Genomic DNA, 25,852 nt, shown 5'->3' on the forward strand with positions numbered 1-25,852 from the left:
CAGACATATGCATATGCCCTTTTAGTCTTTGATTCCCGATCGGTTTCCCGCTCAACTGGCGCCTTTTTGATAGGGAGCTATTGATGTCCGTGCGCTGCGAGGTAGTCGTTCTGGGGTTGGGTGCCATGGGCGCCGCGACGGTGTATCAGTTGGCGAAAGCAGGCGTGAATGTTGTCGGCATCGACCGCCATCATCCTCCGCACAACCTTGGATCGAGCCATGGCGATACGCGTATCACTCGATTGTCGGTGGGTGAGGGCGCGCAATATGTGCCGATCGTGCGCAACTCCCACCGCATCTGGCGCGAACTGGAGGCGCTGACGGGCGAGTCGCTGTTCGAACAGTCCGGGCTGTTGGTGCTGACGTCGAGCCCCGAGTTCGATCCCGATGACAAAACCGACTTCACCTTGCGCACCATCGGTCTGGCGCAGACCTATGGCATTGAGCACGAAGTCCTGAGCGCCGCGCAGATTCGCCAGCGTTTTGCGCAATTCGCCAACGTGCACGACACGGCCATCGGCTACTTCGAGCCGGGCGGCGGTTTCGTCCGCCCGGAACGCTGCATCGACGTACAGCTCAGACTCGCCGAGCAGCATGGGGCGATTCTGCACAAAGGTGAAACGGTCACCGATATCAGCTCTGACGAGCAGGGCGTCACCGTCACGACAGACCGTCGCACGCTGTCTGCCAACAAACTGGTGATCAGCGCGGGCAACTGGAGTGGCGAGCTACTCGGCAAACCGTTCGAAAACCTGCTCAGCGTCTACCGGCAGAAATTGTTCTGGTTCGAGCTGGAAGAAAACGCCGAACTGGTCGGCCATTCTCCGACCTTTATCCTCACCCACGGTCGCGGCGACGATAAAGTCAATTACGGCTTTCCCGCGTTGCCCGGCGAAGGCAGTCTGAAAATCGCCACGGCGCAATACCACACCGCGACGTTGCCGCAAGACATCGACCGCACGGTCTCGGCGGCCGAAGAGCAGGCGATGTACGAGCACCAGGTGCGCGGCCGGATCGCTGGCGTGACGTCGACAGTGCTCAAGTCTGCGGTCTGCGCCTACACAGTGACGCCGGACCGCCATTTCATCATCGACGAGCATCCGTCCCTGCAACACACCCTGTTCGTGTCAGCCTGTTCCGGCCACGGTTTCAAACACTCCGCCGCACTCGGCGAGGCATTTGCGCAGTGGTGCATGCGTGGCTCGACCGACCTGGATCTGTCGTCTTTCTCCCTGAAACGCTTCGAAGGAAAACTATCGTGAAACGCGCCGCTTTTTCCGTTGCACTGTGGAAGCCGCGATGCTGTCGCGTGTGCTAACCAGGATGACTTTGTCCTGATCAACGCCCATTACACGCTGGAGCTGATCCAGGTGGGAACAGTCAGGAAGGTCGACAGCTCCCATACCTGACCTGCTGTGTTGGTCAGCGAAACAACGTCGCCCATGGGAGGCCGAACTCCCCCCAAAGTTTGATCTCTTTATCCCAACCAAGGGCTTCAGCGGAGATGGGCGTTACAAGAAAATGGAAAGAGCATTGAAATGTACGTGAGACATTATTTTTTGACGGAGTGGTTGTGATCTACGACAGGACTTAGCCACGGTCTGATCTAGTAAAACTAAGGATCGACTCTGAGCATGGTTATTACCGGCAGCAAATAGAAGTCAGAGCGTTTCTACCGACTTTTATTCTCTAATCGGTCGGACGAATCGGGCGGCTGGGAGCAGGAAGAAAATATCGCAATCACCGCAACTTCGGGATGAAGGTAAGCAGAACTAAAAAGTGTTTGGCGTCAGGGCAGGGACCGACCAAAGGCGTATTAATAATGTCTGGGTAAAGGCTATCATCTCGCCATTAGCTCAAGCGGAGACCTATTGACCGGGTTGTCGCCTGCACCCCCTTGAGCCTCTCAACAAGGAAGGTTGCCCATGGACGACGTCGTTCAGCCCGTCATGCCCCTCGAGGTTCCCGCCCCAAAAGAGCTGAAAATTCTCGCCACCCTAGTGACGAAACTAAACCTTGCGGATTTTCAGAACGCTATCCCGGTGCTTCGCGAGCTACGGATTTCTAACGAAACAGATGAGCGCTTCAACAACGTGATCCTCACATTGAGATCGTCGCCAGAGGTGCTCAAGCCAAAGATATGGCGTATTGACGAGGTTGCTGCGGATGCTTTTCGGGTTATCCCCGGTCTGGACCTGGTACTGGACGGCCCGCTGCTGAACCGTCTTACCGAAGCAGAGATGTCCACGTTCACGTTCACGCTGGAAGCTGATGACAGCGAAACGCCGGGCGCAATGAGGGAAATTGCCAGACTGGAACAGGTTGTGGAACTTATGCCTCGCACTCAGTGGGGCGGTCTACGGCACATTCCGGATATGACAGCTGCATTTGTCCAACCTAACGATGCGGCAGTGGAGCGTTTACTCAAACAAGCCGCTGAATTGTTGCGAATGAGCGATAAGCCATCGGGACTTAATGGTTACGAGGGCGGCGCTAAGCGGGCTTGGCAACTGGCCTCGGCAATCTGGGGTGCCATCGCTAGACTGAAGTTCGATTACGCGTTGCCACCTGCTAGTTTTGAGCAGTTCGGACAGAAGGTGCGTAGCCCCAGCCAGGTAACCGACTCAGGTCTTGCTACTTGTTTGGATCTTGCCTTGTTTTTTTGTGCTGCCCTTGAACAAGCAGGGCTCAACCCCGTAATGATCTTCACTGAAGGCCACGCCTTTGCGGGACTCTGGCTCAAACCTGAGGAGTTCACAACTACCTTGGTGGATGACGTTACTGCGATACGCAAGCGTGTGAAACTCAAAGAGCTCGCACTGTTTGAGACCACGCTACTCACTCAACATCCGGTGCCATCCTTTTCCTATGCGGTAGAGCGAGGCAATCAACAAATCGCTGAAGATGCCCAAGCCAGGTTTGAGATGTTACTGGACATCCGTCGAGCGCGACTCCAGCGCATCAAACCTTTGGCGAGTCCCGAAAACCGGACTGCGCGATTGATCGCGATAGATTTAGAGGAAGAGGCTCCACCGCTTCTGGTGGAGGACGCCGGTCATCTTTCGGATGACACAGCTGTCTTCGAAATCGAAGATATGTCAAAACTGGATCCCGCAGACCGCTTGGGGCGTTGGCAGCGCAAGCTTTTGGATCTTTCTCTGCGTAACAATCTTCTCAATTTCAAGGCGGGAAAACGCGCGCTGAAGGTTGAGGCACCTGATCCGGGCGCACTGGAAGATCTTCTTTCGAGTGGCCAGCGCCTCCGCTTGCTGACTAGGCCCGACCTGATGGATGGCGCCGATCCCCGTGAGAAAGCACTTTATGAGCAGCGCGAGCGTGAGGACGTACGTCGTCGACACGCTGAAGATGCACTCAAGCGCAAGGAAGTGTTCGTTGCGTTATCGAGTACGGAGATGGATGCGCGTCTGACTGACCTTTATCGGAGCGCTCGCACCGCGTTGCAGGAAGGAGGATCGAACACACTGTTCTTGGCGATAGGCTTCCTTAGTTGGACTCGAGAGGATCGTGGTGGCCAACGCTATCGTGCTCCGCTGGTATTGGTGCCTGTGAGCCTCGAGCGCAAAAATGCGCGCTCGGGATTTTCTATCGTGCTGCACGACGACGAACCGCGATTCAACCCGACGCTCATTGAAATGCTGCGTCAGGATTTTGAACTTGGGTTGGGCTCCCTGGAGGAGGAGCTGCCGCGAGACGAGTCAGGCTTGGACATCGCAGCAATCTGGAACAGGGTTGGCCAGGCCATTAAAGACATTCCAGGCTGGGAGCTGAACGAGGATGTCGTGCTGTCCATGTTCTCCTTTGCCAAGTACCTCATGTGGAAAGATCTGGCAGAGAACGCGGAACACTTGAGACAGAGTCCGGTAGTCCAGCATTTGCTGGACACGCCTCGGGATTCGTTTAACTCGCAAACACCGTTTCCAGATGCAACATCGCTAGACTGCGACTATGGCCCGGCCGAAGTTTTCTGTCCGCTTCCTTCTGACTCTTCACAGTTATGCGCTGTTCTGGCTGCCGCGAAGGGCAAAGACTTCGTACTTATTGGCCCACCGGGTACAGGCAAGAGCCAGACAATTGCCAACATGATTGCCCAGTCGATTGCGCAAGGTCGTCGTGTGCTGTTTGTCTCGGAAAAAATTGCCGCTCTAGATGTGGTCTACCGACGTCTGAGGGAAATCGGTCTGGGCGAGTTTTGCCTTGAACTGCATTCGAGTAAAGCACGCAAGACCGAAGTGCTAGCGCAATTGCAGTCGGCGTGGGAAGCAACGGGACAGATCGATTCTGCTGCCTGGGAAGTGGAAGCGCAGCGTCTTGCTACCCTGCGCGATAGTCTGAACATTTACGTGGAGCGCCTGCATCGCCGTCATAGAAATGGATACACAGTTTACGATGCCATAGGAATCGTTACCTCTGGCACAGACGAGCCTGTAGCACCGCTTGCATGGATATCACCCGAATTCCATGACCAGAAAGGCATGCTTGAGCTCCGCGGATTGGCTGATCGGCTTGAGGTTAACGCTAAAGCTGTAGGTTACGAGCAGTTGGTCGGTCATGTGTTGTCATCAGTTGCTCAGGCTGAATGGTCACCTCATTGGCAGCAGCAGTTCATCCGGGCCGCGCGAGATGTCCTTCCCTGTGCCTTGGATGCGCAGCGTTGTGTTGAAAGATTTGTTGAACTGGCGGGATTGCCAGCTACTTCATCCACCCCGACTGCTTTGGAAGGACTTACTCTCCTTTCGCAAGTGCTATCAACAGCAGCTGGCCATGATTGGCGATTTGCATTGCGACCAGATGCACGTTCATTGGCTCAGCAACTGGCTGAAGGATGCACCTGGATTGAGCAGCATCGAACAATAAATTCCAAGCTGTCCGAGCTGTGGCCATCAAGGGTAATAGCTGATGTCAAACGTGGTGTTGAGTTGGTATCGCAGCGCCGAGCAACTTTTGCCGAGTTAGATTCGCCCTGGTCGCCGGATGTTATTGAAAAACTTCAGCAGGCTGTAGCGCTGCTTTCCCAAATTAGCGAGCTCACCCAACAATTGTCTGTGAGTTACGGTGAGGCGATAGAGGCGCTTGATGTCAATCAACTCCAGCATGAATGGAATGAAGCAAGTCAGGCGATCTGGCCTAAATCTTGGCTGGGCCGTCGAAGGATCGCAGCTTTACTCAAGCCGATTCAAATCACAGTTGGCGAAGCTGACGTAGGCAAGGATCTCGCGATCTGGATTGAGATTCGCGCAACGCGTAACGCGATTAATGCTCTTGACGTCGGCCAGACCTGCGGTTCGGTGTGGAAGGGAGCAGAATCCGAAGTACCTCACTTGGTATTAGCCATTGCATTCCAGGAGGCACTGCAGTCCCAGAAAAACGAAACAATATGGCTGGACGAAGGTTTCCAACAGATTGAAGAAGGTCGTTTGGGGGAAACTCTCAAGGCCGAACTTGATCGTCTACGAACCCTTCGCAGTCTTGATGAAACGATTGCTGACCTATCGCAGCTGAAAGATCAGACTGAAGCGCTTTGGCAGGGGGTGGGGTCCAACACGGACAGATTATCGGCAGCGCTGCGATTCCAGGCTGAGCGACGTGAAATCGAAGACCGTGGCCGTATGGTTGAGGACCATCCCGAGGTGGAGGAAGGGCGCTGTGGCCTAACCCTGAAGACCGACTTTGTCCTGCTCAAGGAGAGAGCGGTGCTCGAAAGGAACCTCGCGGAGTTGTTGGATCTAAGAGAAACGATCCCACTCTGGCAAGACTTGAGGACGAAGATTGAATTCGCTCAGCAAGCTGTGGAGTTTCAACGGCAACTAGCAACGGCAATCGCCAGGCTTGCACTCACCTCCGAACAAGTTGTTTCTTACAAGGCACGACTGCACAGTCTTTTGGGTGACGGGAACGCATTGTTGGAGCCAGAAGGGGCTGTTTGTCTGGCGGGCATCAGTCTTCGCGAGAAGCTTACCCAACTTGGCCGTTGCTCCGCTGACCTGACGAGCACCGGTCACTTCACCGAATCGGGAATCTCCGAAGTTTCAGATTTTTCGATCGATAGACTCATATCAAATTGTGAGTTGATCATTTCCTCCGAAGCTCGCCTGAAAACATGGTGTGCCTGGCGCAAAGTAAGGGATGAAGCAATGGGGATGGGGCTAGCCCCTATTGTCGGTGCACTGGAAAATGGCACGATCGCTCCCGGTAAGGTGCGTCGCGTTCTGGAAGTGAACTACGCGCGTTGGTGGCTTAACGCAACCGTTGATACCGAAGCGGTCATACGCTCATTTGTCAGCGCCGAGCATGAGCAGCGTATCCGCGATTTCCGTGCGCTTGACGACAAGTTCATCGCCTTGACGCGTGATTGGCTGCGTGCCCGATTATGTGCTGACCTCCCAAGCCAGGAGAGTGTCAGCCGCTCCTCCGAGTGGGGCTTGCTACGACATGAGATGAGCAAGAAAACTAAGCATATCCCTTTGCGCGAGCTCATGAGTCGTGCTCCTGAAGCACTGACAAAGTTGACGCCGTGTCTGCTGATGAGTCCTCTTTCCATCGCCCAGTACCTGCCACCTGCGTCAACTCCTTTTGACCTGGTGATTTTTGACGAGGCTTCGCAGATTCCGGTTTGGGATGCAATTGGCGCAATGGCCCGAGGTCGCCAGGTAGTGATGGTCGGTGACCCGAAACAGCTTCCGCCCACCTCGTTCTTTGATCGGGCCGAATCAACGGCAGAAGACGAAGATGTGGAATCGGATCTCGAAAGCATTCTCGATGAATGCATCAGTGCGAATCTGCCAACACGCAACCTGAATTGGCACTATCGCAGTCGTCACGAAAGCCTTATTGCATTTTCCAACGAGCGCTACTATCAGTCGAAGCTGGTGACATTCCCATCACCCTTTACAACTGACCGGGCGGTGAAACTCTATCCGGTCGTCGGCGTGTATGAAAAAGGTGGTTCTCGGACAAACCCGATTGAAGCGCGCGCATTGGTGGCCGACCTCGTTTCCCGCTTGAAGTCGGCTGATTTTCGTCAATCAGGACATACCGTCGGGGTGGTGACATTCAACGGCGAACAGCAGAAGCTCATTGAAGACTTGTTGGATGAAGCCCGCCGTAAGGATCCCACATTGGAACCTTACTTCGCCGAAACAGAACTAGAGCCAGTGTTCGTTAAAAACCTCGAAAGCGTTCAAGGTGACGAACGAGACATCATTTATTTTTCGATCACCTACGCGAAAGATGCCGCCGGCGTGATGTCAATGAATTTCGGTCCGTTAAACCGGCAAGGGGGGGAGCGACGGCTCAATGTCGCCGTTACCCGGGCCCGCCAAGAGCTTCGTGTTTTTTCGACTCTTCGGCCAGAGCATATGGATCTTGCACGTACGCAGGCAATCGGTGTGCGTGACTTGAAACATTTTCTGGAATTTGCAGAGCGAGGGCCACAGGCACTGGTTGAAGCCAATTTCGGCAGTGTTGGTGGCTTTGATAGTCCCTTTGAACAAGCCGTAGCGGTAGCTTTGGTCAAAAAAGGCTGGCAAGTTCATACGCAGATCGGCGTTTCGTCTTTCCGGATTGATCTAGGTGTCATTCACCCGGACTCACCGGGACGCTTCCTTGCTGGTATCGAATGTGATGGCGCAACCTATCACCGCAGCGCCACGGCGCGTGATCGTGACAAGCTTCGCGAATATGTATTGCGCGGCTTGGGCTGGGAAATTGTGCGCATCTGGTCCACGGACTGGTGGGTCGACGCCCTCGGTACAGCGGAAAAGGTTCACCAGCAATTATCTGAGTTACTAGCGGAATCGCGTGCCAAGCAAGCTGTACTTGAAGCAGCTCTTGAGGCAGGGCGACTCGAAGCCGATGCTGCCATGGCTGAGGTAATTGAAGTCATCGATCAAGTAAGCCAAGTGGCGATGGAAGATGACGCCCAATGGAAAGAATCGGATGGGGTACCTGCGTCACAGCAATATGCCAAGGCAGCCAATTTGCATTCGATGAAAGCCCCAGACGTTAGATCCATCCCTGTTGATTGCTTTCTTTACAGAGAAGTAGATCCAAAAGAGGCGGTAGAATCGGTCGATCCGGATCGTTTTTTTGATGCTGGATATACCCCCGTACTCGAGCAGATGATTGAGTACGTCATCAACGAAGAAGGGCCAGTCCTTGATGTGGTGCTCGCGCGGCGTATTGCGCGGTCACATGGATGGGTTCGGACAGGGGCACGTATTCGTGATCGTGTCGATCAACTTGCGAAGGCTAGATTTAAAACGCATGAGGAGGCCTCATTGGGTGTTTTCTATTGGCCAAGCCATCTCAAGGATGATTCAGACGTCTCGTTCAGGCGCTCGGGAAATGAGGAGTCGAGAAATCTTTTAGAGATTTCCTTACCTGAACTTTGCGCTCTAGTCACAGAGATGATTGAGGCAGGTCACGAATCTGAGGCCCTCGTGTATGCAGTTGCCAGAGAGGTCGGTGTGCAAAAGCTGGCTCACGCTGGGCGGCTACGTATTGAAACGGCAGTTCGCCATGTGGGCGAAATGAGATGAGGAAATAGGAGAACAGAATAATCTTCGCTGAATCCAGCGGAGATTATTGACGAATGCTCATTCATTTTTTGAACGGCCTTTCCAAGGTTTTGCTATCCGGGCCAGTACGTTTATACATGCTTCAGATATAGGTGGCGGCGGCTCATTTATCATCTAAAGTAGATGTTCGAACGCGAGTCCAGCCTCGTTGTGATCTACATAATTCAGAACGATCTCACTCCCACCCTCTAAACCTGCCTGAGCCAAAGCATGGGCGGGGCCGAGCTTTTCATAGGCGATGGACATCAGTGTCGATATTTTCCTCAAGTGCCTCTACGAAATTAGCCCTCAAGTCGTTGTTAAGATAATTCATCAGAAATAACCCTTCGATGATGGCGAACTACAGTGCGTCAGCGCAGGGTCTATTGCTGGCTAAGAGCAAGTCTTTGCTCCGCGCTTTAGAAGTGAATATCGACCCACAATGCCTATCCTGCAGCAAAATAATTTGAACCGCCCCCCAGCGCGCTCACCCTAATGATCAGCTTGTGGTCAATTGCACAGGCGTTGTGCCAATACCGGCATACTCCGAGAGGTGGTCAGCGTGGCTAAAGACGAAAAGAAAGGCAAAGGTGAAGCTTCGAAAGCCAGCAAGGATTTGAAGGACAAAAAGTCATCACCTGAAAAGAAATCCGCAGCGGCCTCGGCGCTTTCAAAATCTTCCGATAAGAAAGACAAGAAAAAAGACGCCGAACCGAAAAAGTCTGCAAAGAAAGCTGACAGCAAGCCAGACAAGGCCAAGGACTCGAAAAAGGCTGAAAAACCTGCGAAAAAGAAAAAGTGACATGCTATCTGCCAGGGCTTTATGCCCTGGCTGACTTGACCGTGTTGCTAGGCAGTAGGGATTGATCGACCGCTAGTGCACTTTCAAAGCCAACGCTTTTGCCTCCTGGCACACCCAGCACATGGTTTGCACCGAAATATGCGGGTGACTTTCCAGCGGTTCCCATTCATCGAGAAACTCGAAGCCTTGTTTCAGATAGAAATTCGCGGCTCTCGCGTTGTCGGGAGAGACGTCGAGGAACACCCGATCAAAGCCTCGCTGCGTGGCGCGGGCCTTTACGGCGTCGACCAGCCGAGTCGCCGCCACAGAACCGCGGGCAGCAGGCTCAACCCACATCCCGATCAGGTTGAAGCGCTGCGAATCGCTGACGGCCGCACCGATCATGCCGACAGGTCGGTCTTGCTCGAAGGCCAGCCAGAATTCCGTTCCGGCTGACGAGGCGCGTTCCTGCCACTGTTCTTCGGTGTAGGCAGCGGCGGATGGGTAACTCACACCAAACGCTGTCGGGGCGTCCAACAGTGCAGCGAGTCGCACTTGCTTGAGCAGCTTCCAGTCCCTGGTTTGCGTTGATCGAATGTCCATGATCTTCCCTGAAAAATTAACGTCCTCGCCAACGTGTCACAGATGAGTGGCGCCAGCAATCTTGTACTCAGGTGCGCTTTGGCAGTTTCCAGTTCGGGCGAATGAAATGGCAGGTGTAGCCATTGGGGATGCGCTCCAGATAATCCTGATGCTCTGGTTCCGCTTCCCAGAACGGTCCCGCCGGTTCGATTTCGGTGACCACCCGACCTGGCCACAGTTTGGACGCGTCAACGTCGGCGGCGGTGTCTTCGGCGATGTCGCGTTGCTGTTCGCTGAGGTAGTAGATCGCCGAACGGTAGCTGGGCCCGAGGTCGTTGCCCTGACGGTTGGGCGTGCTCGGGTCGTGAATCTGGAAGAAGAATTCGAGAATCTGCCGATAGCTGATCACGGCAGGGTCGAACTCGATTTCGATGGCCTCGGCGTGATTGCCATGGTTGCGGTAGGTGGCGTTCGGCACATCGCCGCCGGTGTAACCGACGCGCGTGTGCAGCACGCCGGGGTAGCGCCGCAGCAGATCCTGCATGCCCCAGAAGCAGCCGCCGGCAAGAATGGCAGTTTCGGTTGGTGCGGTCATGGTGTGTCCTTCCTCTCGGGGGGAACATTGGGTATAGCCATGGTTATGAGGGCATGCTGAGCAATTCCAAGACCGCACCGCGCAAATAGTCAGCGAGCGTGACGATTGGTCGGTCGCTCGAGTCCCAAATGCTCGCGCAGGGTCGAGCCGCTGTATTCGTGGCGGAACAGTCCGCGCTGTTGCAGCAACGGCACCACGCCCTCGACGAAGTCATCCAGCCCCTCAGGCAGGAACGGCGGCATGATGTTGAAACCGTCGGCGGCCTGTTCGACGAACCATTGCTCCAGGGTATCGGCCACGGTTTTCGGCGTGCCGATCACGGTGTGGTGCCCGCGGGCCCCGGCGACTTTCAGGTACAACTGACGAATGCTGAGGTTTTCCCGACGGGCCAGATCGATGAACAGGGCCTGACGGCTTTGCATCGAGTTGCTCAGTGGCAGTTCCGGCAAGGGACCGTCGAGATCGTATTCGGAAAGGTCGAAGCCACCGGCCATGCCCGCAAGCATCGCGAGCCCGACCCGGGGTTCGACCAGGTTCTGCAACTGTTGATATTTGTCTTCCGCTTCGCTCTGCGTCTGGCCGATCACTGGCGAAATCCCCTGCATGACTTTCAACTGATCGGGCCGGCGCTGATGTCCGGCACGGCGATACGAATTTCCTTGACCGTATCCGCCAGCGTCAGACTGGACACCAGCACTGCGGCCAGGGTCAGCGCAATTTTCGGAAGGGAGATTCTGCTTGGCGAAGTCGTTCGATTCACACGGATGCTCCTGCAAATTCCAGCGGGGTACTGGATCGAAGGCGCACTTATAACGATGTAGAAATGAGGAAATAAAATACTAAAAAAATAGCTGTTTATACGTTTGTGGCATATGTGCGGCGGGACAAAGGCTGGGCGCGCAATGCTTTTAAGGCATAAAAATTATGTCCCGCTCCGGGGTCGGGTTTGCCGGACATTGAAGCGAATTGCCGGATGGTCCCATCAATATCCTCGGTAATGGATCTTTCCTTGGCTCCCGGCCTGTTTAGACTCGCGACATGCTCATTGGCCCTATGGAAAAGCCTCCATGTCCGCAACCGATTTCGACTGCCAACCCACATTGTGTGGCCCCACGCTGAGGCTTCAACCGTTGGCCGAAAATGACCTTGAAGGCTTGTATCAGGCAGCGAGTGATCCGCTGGTCTGGGCTGGCCATCCCGCCACCGATCGCTATAAGCGTGGGGTATTCGAAAGCTAGTTTTCCTCGCTATTGGCGACGAAAACGGCGCTCACCGTAATCGATACAAAATCGGGAAAAATCGTCGGTACGTCGAGCTACTACGCGCCACCTGATCGGCCCGAGGGTATCGCTATCGGGTACACCTTTCTGGTGCGGGAAAAATGGGGCGGCACCAGTAATCACGAGCTGAAGCGGCTGATGCTGGAACACGCATTCAAGACGCATGACACCGTTTACCTGCACATCGCGCCCACCAACTTTCGATCACAAAAAGCCACGCTGAAGCTGGGCGCCGTGCACTTGTACGACGCCGAGCTGACCATGGGCAACGTGTGCAAACCCTGCAAGTGCTACGGACTGAGCCGCACGCAATGGGCGGAGGCGCAGCGTACCGGTTAAGCGTTCTCTACTTGCTTGCGCACATCACCCAAAGAATCACGCTGCATCGATTGCAGGTTTTTCTCGATGGTTTCGCACAGAGCTTCCATCTGGATCTGGTGTTCGCTGTGGCGAAACGGGCTTTGCAGATCGGTGCCGATGCGTTCGATGGCCAGCAGCATGAAGCCGACCACGGTCGAGGCCAGCGGGGTGAACCAGCCCAGCGATTCCACCAACCCCACGGGCACGATCAGGCAAAACAGCGAGATAAACAGACGCGGGAAATACACGTAAGGGTAGGGCAGTGGAGTGTTGGCGATCCGCTCCATGCCGCCCTGACTGTTGGACAAATCCACCAGCGTCGACTCCAGCCGCGCCAGGCGAATGCTGTCCAGGCGCCCGGCCTTATATTCCCGGGCGAGCAGGGTCGCGGAACCGGTGAGAATGTCGTTGGCAAAGTTGTTGGTGGTGCCACTGCGGGCGAACTCGTCAGCGGGAATAAATGCCCGCACTTCCTCCGGACAAGGCTGACCCCGCAGGTGCGCCGCAAGGCAATTGACATACGCCACGTGGCGGCGCAGCAACGTCGACTTGACCGGATTCACTTCACTGCCGGGGTCATCCAGCAGCGTCAGGACCTGACGGGCGAAGCTGCGAGAACTGTTGATCATCATGCCCCACAGCGTCCGCGCCTCCCACCAACGGTTGTAGGCGCTGCTGTTGCGAAAACTGATCAGCACCACCAGAGCCGAACCGAGCAAGGTCAGCGGCATCAGCGGCAGGTTGATCTTGGCGTTGAGAAACAGCATGAAGTCCACGGTGACGGCGATGTCCCAGAGCAACAGCCAGAACAGCGACCAGCCCACATAGCCCATGGTCTTGATGATCAGACGGTATTTTTTGACGATGGCAGCTTTCAAACGGAAACCTCGTGGCGAGCGGTAAGCATTGATGCCTTAGCTCGGACGGTGGTTTCTGGGTAAAGGTTCGCAGGCTGATGTCGGCCCGCTTGGGAAACAACTGGCTGAAGGCCCCCAGCTTACGTTTCTGCTCCTCTGTAACCCGCGAGCCGCGCATGCATGCGGCCATTGCCAGATAAGTGAAACAACTTGTTGCCTGTTTCGCGTGGATTTGAAGAAGCTGTTGGGAGATTGACACGGTCAATCTGCGTAGCCAGTGGCATAAGCGGGATCCACGCCTCGCGTGGAGAGGCTTCGTTGGAAAACGTGTCTGATCACGATGAAACTGGGGAGGAAGTGTTGGCAATGGCTGGGGTGAGCTCATTGAATGTCAGAAATGAGGTTAGAGTGTTCATCAATGTCTCAATCGTTGCGTGAACAATGAATCCTCCGCTGTTTGTTTCTCTGGATGGGCCCAAGGGCACCGGCAAAACCACGCTGTTGGAGGCCGTTACGGCAGGACTGCGGGCTGACAACCACAAAGTCATCCGACTTTGCGAGAGGAAAAGCGATCCTTACCGGGGCGAAACCATGGCTCTGGTTAACGAACTCGCCAGAAATCCTTCGCGGGATCTGGAGTGGGCGGTGTGTCAGCGTTTCGCTGATAGCCGTCGCTGGATCTCCCGGCATGTGCTGCCTGAACAGCCGTTGGGCAGCATTATCCTGATTGATCGCTGGTATCCGTCGGACGCCGCGTTCCGCCATACTGTGCCGTTTGCCGAGATTCTCAAGTTGAACATTGAGCGGGAGGTGCGTGTGCCGGATCTGCATGTCGGGGTTGTCACCGCACCGGATATTTCATGGGCAAGAGCAACGACACGCTCGCGGGGACTGGGCGGCACTGTGATCCGCAAGCACGCGGAGCATGTAGCGTGTACCGAGATGTTCGAGCAAGCGGTTGCCGATCACGGCTGGGTTTTATGCCGTAACGAAGGGACAGTCGAAGCGGCATCGATGCAGGTGATGAACGAGATCTATAAAGTGCTTCGGTGACATCCAGGCCCATTCAGCGCTTGCCGCTCTTCGGTCGGCTCATCAAGGGGCGGCATGCTCATTTGATCGTGATAACGACCTTGCCTTTGGCGCGTCCCTGCTCGACGTATTTCAGTGCCTCTGCCGTTGATGCAAAGCTGAAGGCGCGGTCAATCACCGGTTTGATGATGCCGGCCTCAACCAGCGCGGTGATTTGTTGCAGTTGGATGCCATTGGCCCGCATGAATACGAACGCGTAGCTGACGTCCTGCTTGCGTGCCTTGCGCCGAATGCCAAGGCTCAGCAGGCGCATGACTTGCTGCAAAGGCCAAGACAGCCCTTGCTCCTGCGCGAACGCTGCCGTGGGCGGCCCTGAGATGGAAATGAGCTGGCCACCGGGCTTGAGCACCTTGACTGACGTCTCCAGGACATCGGCACCGAGGCTGTTCAACACCACGTCGTAGCCGTGCAAGACGCTGGCGAAGTCCTGCTTGGTGTAGTCGATGACCAGATCGGCACCCAGTGCCGTCACCCATTCGACATTTGCGGTGCTGGTGGTGGCGGCGACATAGGCACCGATGTGTTTGGCAAGCTGGATGGCGATGCTGCCGACACCGCCGGAGCCCGCATGGATCAGCACTTTCTGGTCTTTCTTCAGGCGAGCGGTCTCGACAAGCACTTGCCAGGCGGTCAGTGCGACCAAGGGCAGGGACGCGGCTTGTGCCATGTTGACGTTGCCGGGTTTCAGGGCGATGGCGTTTTCATGCACCGCGATCAATTCGGCAAACGTGCCGATCCGCGCTTCTGGCGGGCGAGCGTACACTTCGTCTCCCGGTTTGAAGCGTTTCACCTGCGAACCGACCTCCACCACGACGCCCGCGAGGTCATTGCCCAGTACCAATGGAAACGAATAGGGCAGGATCAGTTTGAATTCGCCTTTTCTGATCTTGGAGTCCAGCACATTGACGCTGCTGGCCTGTACCTCGATCAGCACGTCGTGGGCCCCCACTGCGGGGGCAGGAACCTCGCCAATGCGCCCGGTGTGCTTGCCATAGCGATCGATTAAAAATGCTTTCATCGTGACGCAGCTCTTGTCAGTTGTAAGGAGTGGCAGCCGTTGCCTGACGGCGCTGAATAGCAGGACGGATTCGATGCACGGCCTTGCGCCTGCGTCGAATCCGGTGCCGATACTTGCCAGCAAAAAATCACTTTGGCGTCTGGTAGCGCTCGGCAACCGCAGACTGGCGGATCTGCCCGATCAGCCCCTGACGTGCGCCCTGCAGGACATCCCAGCGCTCCGCTTCGTGCAGCGGCGGGATGGTTACCGGTTCGCGGCGATCGAAACCGACCAGCGCGGCATCGACCAGATCGTCGACTTCCATGATTTCGCTCAACGTGTTGATGTCGATGCCGGAGCGATCCCAGATCTCGGTGCGGGTGGCGGCGGGCAGCACGGCCTGTACGTAGACGCCCCGAGGCGAGAGTTCCAGGCTCAGTCCTTGGGACAGGAACAGCACGAATGCCTTGGTCGCGCCGTAGACCGTCATGCCTAACTCTGGCGCCAGGCCGACCACCGAACCGATGTTGATGATTGCGCCGTCACCGGCCTTGGCCAGACGTGGAGCGATGGCGCTGGCCAGACGCACCAGCGCCGTGGTGTTGAGGGCGACCAGTTGCGCAATGCTGTCGGTGCTTTGCTCGACAAAATTGCCGGACAATCCCGCGCCGGCATTATTGACGAGGATGCCAATGCGCTCGTCGTCGCGCAGGCGGCTCTCCACGGTGCGTAGATCGCCAAGTTGGGTCAAGTCCGCCGGGATGACATCGACGGCGACGTCGTATCCGCTACGCAAGCGCGCCGCCAGTGCGTCCAGGCGCGCCTGATCACGGGCGACCAGCACCAGATCGTGGCCGCGTTGCGCGAAGCGCTCGGCGTAGATGGCGCTAATGCCGGTGGAGGCACCAGTGATCAAAACAGTAGGGCGAGTTGTCATGGGTATCTCTCTCAGATGAAGCACGGTGTGTGTGCAATTAGGATGATGATCGAAATCTAAACTGTCAACGGTTTTGATTATGGTCGGCATCTATGTATGATTGGACGCAGGATTTCCCGGTAAACACGAGGTATTGCACGTGAGAGTGACCAAGGCCCAGGCGCAGGCCAACCGAGAACACATCGTTGAAACGGCTTCAACGCTGTTCCGAGAGCGCGGCTTTGATGGCGTCGGTGTGGCGGATCTCATGGCGGCCGCCGGTTTCACCCATGGCGGTTTCTATAAACACTTCGGGTCGAAGGCCGACCTTATGGCCGAAGCCTCGGCGTGCAGTCTGGGCAAATCGCTGACAGGCGCACAGGCGCTGGATGTTCCCGGCTTCATCAACGTCTACGTGAACAGAGAACATCGCGACGGACGTAGCGAGGGTTGCACCATGGCCGCGCTGGGCGGCGACGCGGCGCGTCAGTCGGACGATGTGAAAGCGACGTTTGCCGAGGGTATTGAACACACCGTGCAAACCTTGGGAGAGAGATACCCGACTGGGCCGGACGCGGATGCGGGGGCGGGACGCAAGAAGATGATCGACCTGCTGTCGCGTGCCGTCGGCGCGATTATCCTGTCGCGTGCCTGCCCGGATGACTCTGCACTGGCGGACGAAATCCTTGAGGTGTGCCGCGCTGAGATGTTGGCGTCGTTGCCGACCGATAACGTCGATGTGCAATAGAAGCGCGGCTCACTCCGCCAGCGCTTTGGCCCTGGCAATTGAAAACGCTTGCGGCAGGCGGGCGCCATTCTTCGCTGCAAGAATCTCGGCCATCACGCTGACGGCGATTTCCGCAGGCGTCTTGCTGCCAATGTAGAGGCCGATTGGCCCGTGCAGGCGCTCAAGCGAGGCCTCGGTCTCGCCAAAATGCTCGATCAGGCGTTCGCGGCGCAGTTGGCTGTTGCGCCGTGAGCCGATGGCACCGATGTAGAACGCTGGGCTGTGCAGCGCTTCAAGCAAGGCCAGATCATCGAGTTTGGGGTCATGACTCAAGGCGACGATGCAGGTGCGCAGATCCACCGCAAAGTCGCGCACCACATCATCCGGCATGCCGACGATGCACTCCACACCGTCTACCGCCCAGGTCTCGATGTATTCTGGACGCGGGTCGCATACCGCCACCTTGAACCCGTTGAATAACGCCATGGTCGCCAGATACTCGGCCAGCGCGCCGCCACCGATCATCAGCATCCGATAGCCCGGCCCCAAGGTATTGAGCATTTGCGCGCCATCGAAGCTGAACTGTTCCGGCGTCGCAGTCGGTTCGAGCATGACCTGACCGGACTCCAGCGTCAGGCAACGACGAACCAGTTGCCCGGCGTCCAGTTGCGTCAGCAACTCATCAAGAGACTGCCACGCCGGGTTGAACTCAAGGACCAGTTCAAGCGTGCCGCCACAGGGCAAACCGAAGCGATGCGCCTCATCGGCGCTGACGCCATAGCGCACCATTTCTGGCGCGCTGTCGCTAAAAGCGCTGCCGCCATGGGCCGTGGTGTAGCGATGGATCAGATCGTCTTCGATGCAGCCGCCGGATACGCTGCCCACCACGCGACCGTCGTCACGCAAGGCCATCATCGAACCTGTCGGCCGTGGTGATGAACCCCAAGTGCGCGCCACGGTGGCGAGCAGTACACGCTCGCCGGCAGCGAGCCAGTCCCGCGCCGTGCGCAGGACCAGCAAGTCGATGCTTTCCATCAGTGTCTCCTCAGCGCATCTGCAGAATGATCGGGCTGCTGCTGGCCGGATCGGTGCGTTCACGTAACTCGCCAACCGTCTGCGCATCGACAGCACTGCCCTGATTGCCCCAGGTGCTGCGCATGAAGGTCAGTACTTCGGCGATCTGCTGATCCGACAACTGCTCACGGAAGGCTGGCATGCGATAGGCGTCGGGCACGCCGGCCGCGACTACTCGTTGAGAGCCATTCAGGGTGATGTTGATCGCCGAGGCACTTTCCTTGGCCAGCGCCGAGGTGGCGCCCGCCAGCGGCGGCATCCATTCGGACTGGCCCTTGCCGTCCAGACCATGGCACGAAGCGCAGCGCGTTACGTAGGTATGAGCACCGGGCGAGTCCAGTCGTTCCGCTGCCGAAACCGCTTGATACTGCCAAGGCGCGCCATCTCGTTCGCGATCGCCGGGAAGCGACTTCAGGTAGTGGGCAATAGCGGCCAAGTCATCATCGCTCATGAACTGCGTGGAGTTGTTTAACGCTTCGGTCATCGAGCCGTAGACCACCGCGTGTTGGTTGCGTCCGGTCTTGAGGAACTGCACGATCTCCGGCTCGCTCCAGCGGCCCAGGCCGGTGTTGTGATCGTCACGCAAGCTCGGCGCATACCAGCCATCGAGCAAGGCCCCGGCGAGGTACGGTTTACCGGATTCATCCAGTGCCTTCTCGTTGAACGCCAGACCACGCGGCGTATGGCAACTGCCACAGTGCCCGGCGCCCTGAACGAGGTAAGCGCCACGGTTCCATCGTTCATCCTGCGACGGTTTGGCCACGTAAGACTCGGCGTCGACAAACACGCCGTTCCACAGTGCAATCGGCCAGCGCAGGTTCAGCGGAAACGGAATCGAACTCGGGACATTCGCCTGTTTGACCGGCGCCACGCCCTTCATGAAGAACGCATACAGCGCACGCACGTCATCGTCACTGAGCTTGGCGTAGGACGGGTAGGGCATCGCCGGGTATAACCGGCGACCGTCGGGTGCCACGCCGTGGCGCACCGCTCGGTCGAAGTCCGCGAGGCTGTAGTGGCCAATCCCGGTTTCCGTGTCCGGGGTGATATTGGTCGCATGGATCGCGCCCAGCGGCGTGGCCATTTCCAGTCCTCCGGCGAACGGCGCACCGCCCGGCACGCTGTGACAGGCCACGCAATCGCTGAGCCGGGCGACGTATTCGCCACGCGCTACCAGCGCCGGCTCGATGTCGGCCACGGCGATCTGAGGATTTTCCAGGTGCGAGACGGGCTCGCGGGTGACATACCAGGCCAGCAGGCCTGCCGCGACCAGGCACGGCACTGCCAGCCAGCTTACGGTTCTTGCGAATCGGCTGTTATTCATGGACGCTCCGGCGCTGATCAAGTGAAGGTGTGTCGGCTCATGGGCAGGCTGCGCACCCGCTGACCGGTTAGCGTCGCCACCGCGTTGGCGACGGCGGGCGCGACCGCTGGCAACGGCGGTTCACCGATGCCACCCATTTTTTCCCCGCTCTCGACCACACGCACGTGTACCCGTGCCATCCGCGCAGGCGGCAGGATCGGATACAAGTCGTAGTTGCGCGCCCGGGGTTTGCCATCCACCCACACGGCTTCTTCCACCAGGGTTTGCGACAGCCCCAGCGCCACGGCGCCATTGACCTGCGCCTCGACAATTGCCGGGTTGACGATGCTGCCCGGGTCAATCGCCTGCCAGATGTCATGCACCTTGACCTGGCCGTTTTCGATGGACACCTCGGCGATTACCGCAGTCTCTGTACCGAACGGCGAAGCCATGGCCACGCCACGCGCACGTCGGCTGCCATCCTCGGCGGTAAACGGACCGCGCTTCCAGCCGCCCGACAGTTCACCCACTGCTTGCAGCAAGGTGGTCAGCCGTTTGTTGTCACGCAGCAAATGCAGGCGCAGGTCGAACGGGTCTTTGCCGCCCTTGTCGGCCAGTTCATCAAGGAACGATTCATAGAAGAAGTCGTTGAGGGAATTGCCCACCGAACGCCAGTAGCCGAGCATGGCCGGGCCTTTGACGTAGATCTGCGCGATGCGCTTGTTGGGGATCGCATAAGACTTGCCCGACAAGCCTTCAAGCGCCGTCGGGTCGAGCTTTTCACCTTGCTTGCCGGCGAGGGCCTCGGTCGGACCTTCGGTGGCACTGATCGCTTCGATTGCCAGCGGCCAGCCGTCGTTGTCCAGCGCGGCACGGAAATTCACCGCCGCAACCGGGCGGAGCACATCACGCAGGAACTCTTCCTCGCGACTCCAGATGAGTTTGACCGGGCGGCCAACGGCCTTGGACAGGGCGATCGCCTGAGGGTAGGGACTGGCCGAATCGTAGAGGAAATGCCGACCGAAGAATCCACCCAGCAGCGGTGAATGCAAGATGATGCGCGACGGATCGAGGCCCGTGCGTTTGGCGATGTCGGCGCGGAACATGTCCGGCGCCTGATTCGGCAGCCAGACTTCCAGCGAACCGTCCGGATTGAATCGGGCCAGGGCTGAAGGCGGTTCCAGTTGGCCGTGGTTCAGGTATTGGTTGTGGTAAGTGGCGTCGATCCGGGTCTTGGTCTCTTTGAGAATCGCAGCCACATCACCTTCATGTTCATCATCCTTGGCAGGGCCCTTATCTTCAGCGAGGCGCTTGAACCAGGCATCGCTGGAAAAGTCGGCGGGCATCGGCCGCACTTTGCTCTCGGCCGTTGGTTCTTGCCAGTCGACCTGAATCGCCTCGACCGCACGTTTGGCGTGCCACCAGCGCTCGGCGACCACCGCCACGGCACCCGGCAGACGATGCACGGAATGCACGCCTTTCATTGCCTTGACCTGGTCTTCGTTGCGCAGGTTGCCCACGGTCATGCCTAGGCGCGGGGCATGTTGAACGGCGGCATGGAGCATGTCGTCGACCTTCAGATCGATGCTGTACAGCGCCTTGCCGGTGGACTTGTCGTAAGCATCGAGACGCTTCACCGGTTTGCCGATCCAGCGGAACTGGCTCGGATCACGCAGTTGCACCGAAGCCGGATCGGGAACCGGCAGATCCATCGCGCGCTCGGCCAATTCTCCGTAAGCCAACGAGCGGCCCGACTTGGCATGCACGACTTTGCCAGGCTCGGTGCTCAACTCGCTGACTGGCACGCCAAGTTGTTGCGCGCCCGCCTGCAGCAGCATGGCGCGGGCGAGGGCGCCGAGGCGGCGCATGACCGGGTAACTCAGGCGCACCGACATGCTGCCGCCGGTGATGCGCATGCCGTTTTCCAACACCACATAGGCTTCGCCGGGCGGGGCGGCCTCGACCAGAAAGGTCGACGGATCAGCATCTAGCTCTTCGCCGACAATCTGCGCCATCGCCGTAAACGTACCTTGTCCGCCCTCCATGAACGGGCAGAGCAGACGCACGCGGTTGTCCGGACGAATTTCGAGAAACGCCGGGACCTGCGTGCCGCGCTCGGCCGTCGTAGTTGCCGCAGCCGCTTGCACGCGTGTTGTACCGAGCGGCAGGCCGAAACCGAGGACCAGCGCGCCGACGGCAGTCCCGGTCAGAAAACGCCTGCGGGATACATTGATCGGTTCGTGCAGATCCAGTACCGAGGCTTGCTGTGAAGGGTCGATGCGAACGGTCATCAGGCGTCTCCTTTGCCGGCAAGCTCATGCACGGCGGCATGAATGGCGTTGTACGTCCCGCAGCGGCACAGATTGACCATCGCTGCCTCGATTTGCGCATCACTCGGTTTAGGGTTTTGTTTGAGCAGCGCAGTGGCCGCCATCACCTGCCCGGACTGGCAGTAGCCGCACTGCGCGACCTGCAAATCGACCCAGGTCGAGACCACCCGCTTGCCCACTTCATCGCTTTCGATGGCCTCAATGGTGGTGACCTCGCGACCTACCACACCGGCCACCGGCGTAACGCACGAGCGCACCACATTGCCGTCCACCAGCACCGAGCAGGCGCCGCATTGCGCCAGTCCGCAGCCGTACTTGGTCCCGGTCATGCCCAGATCATCGCGGATCACCCACAGCAAGGGTGTATCGGCGTCGGCATCGACCTGATAGGTCTTCTGGTTGATTCGTAGTTCCATGGTTCACCCGCTTGATCATCGGTTGACGTGCATTGTTATTGGCGGCGACACGCGGCGAGGCGCATCACCGGTTTTCGTTCAATTCGCTACTGTGCCGAGCGCTTCTGCCTCGAATGGCTGCCCGCGCAAAACGGCGATGTCACGACTCGGCGCGGCTCCGAACAGCCGGCCATATTCGCGGCTGAACTGCGAAGGACTTTCATAGCCGACGGCAAAAGCCGCGCGCGACACGTCGAGGCGCTCGACCAACATCAGCCGCCGCGCTTCGTTGAGCCGCAGCCACTTCTGGTACTGCAGCGGGCTCATGCCGGTGAGCTGGCGGAAATGATGGTGAAAGGTCGGCGCGCTCATCTGCACCCGCGCGGCCAGATCGTCGATGCGCAGGGCATCGGTGTAATTGACCTTGAGCCAGTCAATCGCCTTGGCGATGCGGTAACCCTGACCATCGACGGCAGTGATCTGCCGCAGCCGCGCACCTTGGTCGGTGTGCAGCAACCGATAGTGGATTTCGCGCAGAATCAGCGGCGCCAGCACCGGGATCGCTTCGGGTTCATCGAGCAATGCCAGCAGGCGATCGAGCGCGCCCTCCAGCGCAGAGGACAGGCTGCCAATCGCGGCGCCCGTTCCCGTTGATGGCTGCCGCTTGGTGGGCAAGCCGCTCTTGGTGATGACCTCGGCCAACATGCTGACATCCAGTTTCAGTACCAGCCCGACACAGGGCTGGGCGGGACTGGCGAGCGTCACTTCAGAGTTGGCGGGAAGATCCAGCGACGTCACCAGAAACCGCGAAGGGTCATAGCTGTAACCCTCACCACCGACCCACAAACGCTTTTCGCCGCGACCGACGAGAATCAGGCTGGGTTCGATCATGCACACCACGGGTGGCGCCGGCTGGTCGCGACGAAACAGCGACAAACCGGGTATGGCCGTGGCGAAGTCCCCCGGCGCGCTCACGCGCGGGTCAATGTTCAACGCCAGAGGCGATTCCTGGGGCGGGGGGGTAGGGATCATGTAGGTCACTCCTGTTGACCGAACTCTAATCCGCGCGCGAGACGTTTCCTATCCATCACCCTGCATCGCCAGAGGATCAGGCAAGCATTCAAGAGGAATGCACTAGGGAAGGGCCGGATTGACCGGGAGAATGTGTCTATCTGTTACAGGGACAGTGCCCGCCAGGGCGATTGACTGCTTGCCCCTGCGCATCACATCCACAGGTTTTTCGCACCACAGGTAGTTCTCATGACGTTTCCTTCTACAGATCCTTCTAAAAGAACAGGCGGCTGGAGCGCGGTGCTGGCCATGTCGTTGGCCGCATTCGCCCTGATCGCTTCAGAGTTCATGCCCGTCAGCTTGCTGACGCCGATTGCGGCCGACTTGCACATCACCGAAGGCCAGGCAGGCCAGGGGATTTCCGTGTCCGGTGCCTTTGCCTTGATCACCAGCCTGCTGATTGCCTCGGTCGCCGCGCGCATCGAACGCAAGACGTTGCTGCTGGGCCTGACCTTGTTGATGATCGTCTCCGGTACGGTCGTCGCGTTCGCCCCGGGCTACCCGTCATTCATGTTTGGACGTGCCCTGATCGGGATTGCGATTGGTGGTTTCTGGTCTCTCTCGGCGGCGACCGCAATGCGTCTGGTGCAGCCCGATCAGGTTTCCCGAGCGCTGGCCATCGTCAATGGCGGTAACGCGCTGGCCACGGTCATCGCCGCTCCGGCGGGGAGCTTTCTCGGCTCGCTGATCGGCTGGCGCGGCGCATTCTTCTGCGTCGTTCCGGTCGCCGTGCTGGCCGCCGTCTGGCTGCTGATCAGTCTTCCGTCGTTCAAGGTCGAGCGCCAGGCCGGTAGCGGCAATGTCCTGCGGCTGATGAAGCAATTGCCAGTCGCCTTGGGCATGGTCGCCGTCAGCGTGTTTTTCATGGGCCAGTTCATGCTGTTCACCTACCTGCGGCCCTTTCTTGAAGGCGTGACGGGCGTCAGTGTTTCAACGTTGTCCTTGATGCTGCTGGGGTTGGGACTGGCCGGTTTTATCGGCACCTTTCTGATCGAACGGTTTATGGGTCGCGGCCTCTACCGCACGTTGACCGTCATCCCGCTGATCATGGCGGCCATCGCGCTAGCGTTGGTCAGCTTCGGCCATTCACCGGTGCTGACTGCCGTGTTGCTCGGGCTCTGGGGACTGGTTGCTACCGCCGCGCCGGTCGGCTGGTGGACATGGCTGGCGCAAACGCTGCCGGATGATGCGGAGGCCGGAGGCGGCTTGCTCGTGGCCATTGTCCAACTGGCGATCGCGGGAGGGGCAATCATTGGCGGTCTGGCTTTTGATCTGAGTGGTTACAAAGCCACATTCGAGCTCAGTGCTGCGGTGTTGGTCGCCGCGTCTGTGCTGGCCTGGCTGGCGGGGCGCAATGCCACGGAAGTTCATCTTGTTGAGTCGGCAGCTCATTCGAGCGCTGTGTCCGGCGAAGCTGGTTCCCGATTTGTCTGATCAAGCAGGAAGCTGCTCAATGCGCCAATGACGGCTGGTTAGCGACCGAGACAGTGAAGATCACAACAAACAGCACGACGACTGCCCAGAACATCACCATGATTGTCCGCATGACGACCTTAAGGCCTTGATAAAGCCTGCGCAGCCAATGGCCTTCGGGTTTTGCTTCTGCGCGGGTTCTGAGTACGCCTTTCAAATAAAAGCCGAGCAGCGCAAGCAGTGCGCCATCTATCGCCAGCGCAGGCAGGCCGGCTATGGGGAAAATGCTTTCCCACCGATAGAAAGAAGACCGGCTCAGAAAGACCACATAACAAGTCAGACTGCCGTAGGGCAGTGCTCTCCACCATTTGCCGGCCAGCGCGCCGACCATCAGGCACATGATCACCATGAACGGGCTGAGGAGAATATGGAGCATCCACTCCAGTACGTTGGGCAAGTAGTCCGGGGAATGGATGTTGCGCCAGAGGTGTTCCAACATTGTTTGGGTTCCTGCCTTCTAGGGAGTCAGTGCTGCTGCGGTGCTTCCGTGCTGCTGGACGGTATCGGCGTGTTTTCGGGTTACATGAGGGCTGCGCAAGCGATCCACCCATGTGGAGCAGGTCGCGCGTCCCCCAGAAACGACAAAGCCCTGAATAGTCAGGGCTTTGTTGTATCCAGTGGAAGAACGGTTGCATGGGCTGATAGAGAACACCTGCTTTACGCCTCCACTCTCAGCAAAGGGCCGCCCCCCTGATGAACTCATTCACTGAGCATGTCGCCAGTTTGACGTCTTTTCCTTACACAATTGATCGTCAAAAGCACGCCGGCTGCAATGCCTTGTGTTCCGCACATAAGCCAGATTAGGCCTATGTGAAAAAGGACCCAGGCACTCAAACCTAGAATCAGTGTTAACAAAACCCCAAGTAAAAGTAGTGGCAGGTGTTGCACAGAGGGGCTGTCCTCCAGCGAGTCGGAAAAAATACTCCAGCATGCCCATTGCGAGAACAGCGACAGCAGAAGCCACAACATGATCACCCCCCAACCTGAAAAGGATTGTGAGGTGAACAGGTTGATCGTCGAGGTGATGGTGAACCAAAGAGTGAAGACGAATGTAGTGCTTGAAGGTACGGTATAGGCTGGAAGGGCAATGCCTATCTGAATCAACTTGAGTGTTTGCAATCGAGTCATTCATACGCTCCCTGCAAGTTGAATTTCACCGCTTCCTATGGATTCTTCAGTGACTATAGATCAGGAGTCCTTCGAGGGGAGCATGCTGACGGTCAGCTTCTGGCCGAAAGCGGACGTTCCTGAGCGGCCACTGTCTGCTGACATTAGGCGAATGGGCCCGTGGCGGTGGCTGCCAGAGAGCGGAAGAAGCTAGCGGCAGATTTGCGACAGGGTGTCGACTCGATTTCCGGGTTATCGATATCTTTCTCGGCATACACCAGCGTGGCATCGCCATTTAAGCTTGCTGAAACGTTTCATCACGTTTATAAAAAGCGC

The 25,852-nt window shown here is 57.8% G+C and carries 22 protein-coding genes; 8 read left to right on the top strand and 14 right to left on the bottom strand.

Annotation, left to right across the window (positions count from 1 at the left end):
- The first annotated feature begins 83 nt into the window (after positions 1-83).
- From solA to ACIONG_RS00990, 3 genes are all read left to right on the top strand, one after another.
- On the top strand, positions 84-1,262 hold the full coding sequence (solA, locus tag ACIONG_RS00980) for an N-methyl-L-tryptophan oxidase (RefSeq protein ID WP_401296084.1): 1,179 nt from the start codon (positions 84-86) through the stop codon (positions 1,260-1,262).
- A 663-nt stretch (positions 1,263-1,925) separates the two neighbouring features.
- Positions 1,926-8,558: a DUF3320 domain-containing protein gene (locus ACIONG_RS00985; RefSeq protein WP_401296086.1), complete on the top strand. Its 6,633-nt coding sequence runs from the start codon at positions 1,926-1,928 to the stop codon at positions 8,556-8,558.
- Positions 8,559-9,138: 580 nt separating this feature from the next.
- The gene (locus ACIONG_RS00990; RefSeq protein WP_103302441.1) at positions 9,139-9,378 is read left to right on the top strand and encodes a hypothetical protein; all 240 of its coding nucleotides are present in this window, start codon (positions 9,139-9,141) and stop codon (positions 9,376-9,378) included.
- A 72-nt stretch (positions 9,379-9,450) separates the two neighbouring features.
- On the opposite strand, the gene ACIONG_RS00995 is transcribed toward ACIONG_RS00990, so the two are convergent.
- The 4 genes from ACIONG_RS00995 to ACIONG_RS01010 form a co-directional block, all read right to left on the bottom strand.
- Positions 9,451-9,960 carry a GNAT family N-acetyltransferase gene (locus ACIONG_RS00995; RefSeq protein WP_401296088.1) on the bottom strand — a complete coding sequence of 170 codons (510 nt, stop codon included), beginning with the start codon at positions 9,958-9,960 and terminating at the stop codon, positions 9,451-9,453.
- A gap of 67 nt (positions 9,961-10,027) precedes the next feature.
- On the bottom strand, positions 10,028-10,534 hold the full coding sequence (msrA, locus tag ACIONG_RS01000) for a peptide-methionine (S)-S-oxide reductase MsrA (RefSeq protein ID WP_401296090.1): 507 nt from the start codon (positions 10,532-10,534) through the stop codon (positions 10,028-10,030).
- A gap of 89 nt (positions 10,535-10,623) precedes the next feature.
- A complete protein-coding gene (locus tag ACIONG_RS01005; protein WP_401296092.1) occupies positions 10,624-11,148 on the bottom strand; it encodes a hypothetical protein in 525 nt (174 codons plus the stop codon).
- Positions 11,145-11,294: a hypothetical protein gene (locus ACIONG_RS01010; protein ID WP_177431335.1), complete on the bottom strand. Its 150-nt coding sequence runs from the start codon at positions 11,292-11,294 to the stop codon at positions 11,145-11,147. The genes ACIONG_RS01005 and ACIONG_RS01010 overlap by 4 nt, the downstream gene beginning before the upstream one ends.
- A gap of 307 nt (positions 11,295-11,601) precedes the next feature.
- Here ACIONG_RS01010 and ACIONG_RS01015 point away from each other — a divergent pair, with 307 nt between their 5' ends.
- Positions 11,602-11,772, top strand: a complete 171-nt coding sequence (locus ACIONG_RS01015; protein ID WP_401296094.1) for a hypothetical protein — start codon at positions 11,602-11,604, stop codon at positions 11,770-11,772.
- A gap of 12 nt (positions 11,773-11,784) precedes the next feature.
- Positions 11,785-12,153 carry a GNAT family N-acetyltransferase gene (locus ACIONG_RS01020; RefSeq protein WP_401296096.1) on the top strand — a complete coding sequence of 123 codons (369 nt, stop codon included), beginning with the start codon at positions 11,785-11,787 and terminating at the stop codon, positions 12,151-12,153.
- Here the strand turns inward: ACIONG_RS01020 and ACIONG_RS01025 are convergent.
- A complete protein-coding gene (locus tag ACIONG_RS01025) occupies positions 12,150-13,052 on the bottom strand; it encodes a bestrophin family protein (protein ID WP_401296098.1) in 903 nt (300 codons plus the stop codon). The two genes, ACIONG_RS01020 and ACIONG_RS01025, sit on opposite strands and share 4 nt — an antisense overlap.
- A gap of 420 nt (positions 13,053-13,472) precedes the next feature.
- On the opposite strand from ACIONG_RS01025, the gene ACIONG_RS01030 reads away from it, so the two are divergent.
- Positions 13,473-14,084 carry a dTMP kinase gene (locus ACIONG_RS01030; protein WP_103301955.1) on the top strand — a complete coding sequence of 204 codons (612 nt, stop codon included), beginning with the start codon at positions 13,473-13,475 and terminating at the stop codon, positions 14,082-14,084.
- A 58-nt stretch (positions 14,085-14,142) separates the two neighbouring features.
- Here ACIONG_RS01030 and ACIONG_RS01035 read toward each other — a convergent pair whose 3' ends face one another.
- Together ACIONG_RS01035 and ACIONG_RS01040 are read right to left on the bottom strand one after the other, a co-directional pair.
- Positions 14,143-15,141, bottom strand: coding sequence for an NADP-dependent oxidoreductase (locus ACIONG_RS01035; RefSeq protein WP_401296351.1), 999 nt, complete (start codon positions 15,139-15,141; stop codon positions 14,143-14,145).
- Between the two features lie 127 nt (positions 15,142-15,268).
- Positions 15,269-16,057, bottom strand: a complete 789-nt coding sequence (locus ACIONG_RS01040; RefSeq protein ID WP_401296100.1) for an SDR family NAD(P)-dependent oxidoreductase — start codon at positions 16,055-16,057, stop codon at positions 15,269-15,271.
- Positions 16,058-16,196: 139 nt separating this feature from the next.
- Between ACIONG_RS01040 and ACIONG_RS01045 the strand changes: the two genes are divergently transcribed.
- On the top strand, positions 16,197-16,784 hold the full coding sequence (locus ACIONG_RS01045; protein WP_177431339.1) for a TetR/AcrR family transcriptional regulator: 588 nt from the start codon (positions 16,197-16,199) through the stop codon (positions 16,782-16,784).
- 9 nt (positions 16,785-16,793) lie between these two features.
- Here the strand turns inward: ACIONG_RS01045 and ACIONG_RS01050 are convergent, their stop codons facing one another.
- The 5 genes from ACIONG_RS01050 to ACIONG_RS01070 all read right to left on the bottom strand — a co-directional run bounded on the left by ACIONG_RS01050 (position 16,794) and on the right by ACIONG_RS01070 (position 22,897).
- Positions 16,794-17,798 carry an XdhC family protein gene (locus ACIONG_RS01050; RefSeq protein ID WP_401296102.1) on the bottom strand — a complete coding sequence of 335 codons (1,005 nt, stop codon included), beginning with the start codon at positions 17,796-17,798 and terminating at the stop codon, positions 16,794-16,796.
- Between the two features lie 10 nt (positions 17,799-17,808).
- Complete coding sequence (locus ACIONG_RS01055; protein ID WP_401296104.1) at positions 17,809-19,161, bottom strand: c-type cytochrome; 1,353 nt, start codon at positions 19,159-19,161, stop codon at positions 17,809-17,811.
- A gap of 17 nt (positions 19,162-19,178) precedes the next feature.
- Positions 19,179-21,431: a molybdopterin cofactor-binding domain-containing protein gene (locus ACIONG_RS01060; RefSeq protein ID WP_401296106.1), complete on the bottom strand. Its 2,253-nt coding sequence runs from the start codon at positions 21,429-21,431 to the stop codon at positions 19,179-19,181.
- Entirely contained in the window at positions 21,431-21,886 is a 456-nt protein-coding gene (locus ACIONG_RS01065; RefSeq protein WP_064118102.1) for a (2Fe-2S)-binding protein, read from the bottom strand. The genes ACIONG_RS01060 and ACIONG_RS01065 overlap by 1 nt, the downstream gene beginning before the upstream one ends.
- A gap of 78 nt (positions 21,887-21,964) precedes the next feature.
- Positions 21,965-22,897, bottom strand: a complete 933-nt coding sequence (locus ACIONG_RS01070) for an AraC family transcriptional regulator N-terminal domain-containing protein (protein WP_401296108.1) — start codon at positions 22,895-22,897, stop codon at positions 21,965-21,967.
- Between the two features lie 228 nt (positions 22,898-23,125).
- Here ACIONG_RS01070 and ACIONG_RS01075 point away from each other — a divergent pair, with 228 nt between their 5' ends.
- The gene (locus ACIONG_RS01075) at positions 23,126-24,370 is read left to right on the top strand and encodes an MFS transporter (RefSeq protein ID WP_401296110.1); all 1,245 of its coding nucleotides are present in this window, start codon (positions 23,126-23,128) and stop codon (positions 24,368-24,370) included.
- Between the two features lie 16 nt (positions 24,371-24,386).
- Here the strand turns inward: ACIONG_RS01075 and ACIONG_RS01080 are convergent, their stop codons facing one another.
- Positions 24,387-24,848, bottom strand: coding sequence for a hypothetical protein (locus tag ACIONG_RS01080; RefSeq protein WP_401296112.1), 462 nt, complete (start codon positions 24,846-24,848; stop codon positions 24,387-24,389).
- Between the two features lie 260 nt (positions 24,849-25,108).
- On the bottom strand, positions 25,109-25,537 hold the full coding sequence (locus ACIONG_RS01085) for a hypothetical protein (protein WP_401296114.1): 429 nt from the start codon (positions 25,535-25,537) through the stop codon (positions 25,109-25,111).
- Between the last annotated feature and the right edge of the window lie 315 nt (positions 25,538-25,852).

Source organism: Pseudomonas sp. NPDC087817 (assembly GCF_044742875.1).
Taxonomy (GTDB): domain Bacteria; phylum Pseudomonadota; class Gammaproteobacteria; order Pseudomonadales; family Pseudomonadaceae; genus Aquipseudomonas.

Coding starts and splice junctions, on each gene's coding strand:
- ACIONG_RS01050 (WP_401296102.1), bottom strand. CDS start 17,798: ATGGAAAGCATCGACTTGCTGGTCCTGCGCACGGCGCGGGACTGGCTC.
- ACIONG_RS01015 (WP_401296094.1), top strand. CDS start 11,602: ATGTCCGCAACCGATTTCGACTGCCAACCCACATTGTGTGGCCCCACG.
- ACIONG_RS01065 (WP_064118102.1), bottom strand. CDS start 21,886: ATGGAACTACGAATCAACCAGAAGACCTATCAGGTCGATGCCGACGCC.
- ACIONG_RS01085 (WP_401296114.1), bottom strand. CDS start 25,537: ATGACTCGATTGCAAACACTCAAGTTGATTCAGATAGGCATTGCCCTT.
- ACIONG_RS01080 (WP_401296112.1), bottom strand. CDS start 24,848: ATGTTGGAACACCTCTGGCGCAACATCCATTCCCCGGACTACTTGCCC.
- ACIONG_RS01070 (WP_401296108.1), bottom strand. CDS start 22,897: ATGATCCCTACCCCCCCGCCCCAGGAATCGCCTCTGGCGTTGAACATT.
- ACIONG_RS01060 (WP_401296106.1), bottom strand. CDS start 21,431: ATGACCGTTCGCATCGACCCTTCACAGCAAGCCTCGGTACTGGATCTG.
- msrA (WP_401296090.1), bottom strand. CDS start 10,534: ATGACCGCACCAACCGAAACTGCCATTCTTGCCGGCGGCTGCTTCTGG.
- ACIONG_RS01040 (WP_401296100.1), bottom strand. CDS start 16,057: ATGACAACTCGCCCTACTGTTTTGATCACTGGTGCCTCCACCGGCATT.
- ACIONG_RS00985 (WP_401296086.1), top strand. CDS start 1,926: ATGGACGACGTCGTTCAGCCCGTCATGCCCCTCGAGGTTCCCGCCCCA.
- ACIONG_RS01030 (WP_103301955.1), top strand. CDS start 13,473: ATGAATCCTCCGCTGTTTGTTTCTCTGGATGGGCCCAAGGGCACCGGC.
- solA (WP_401296084.1), top strand. CDS start 84: ATGTCCGTGCGCTGCGAGGTAGTCGTTCTGGGGTTGGGTGCCATGGGC.
- ACIONG_RS00995 (WP_401296088.1), bottom strand. CDS start 9,960: ATGGACATTCGATCAACGCAAACCAGGGACTGGAAGCTGCTCAAGCAA.
- ACIONG_RS01035 (WP_401296351.1), bottom strand. CDS start 15,141: ATGAAAGCATTTTTAATCGATCGCTATGGCAAGCACACCGGGCGCATT.
- ACIONG_RS01055 (WP_401296104.1), bottom strand. CDS start 19,161: ATGAATAACAGCCGATTCGCAAGAACCGTAAGCTGGCTGGCAGTGCCG.
- ACIONG_RS01075 (WP_401296110.1), top strand. CDS start 23,126: ATGACGTTTCCTTCTACAGATCCTTCTAAAAGAACAGGCGGCTGGAGC.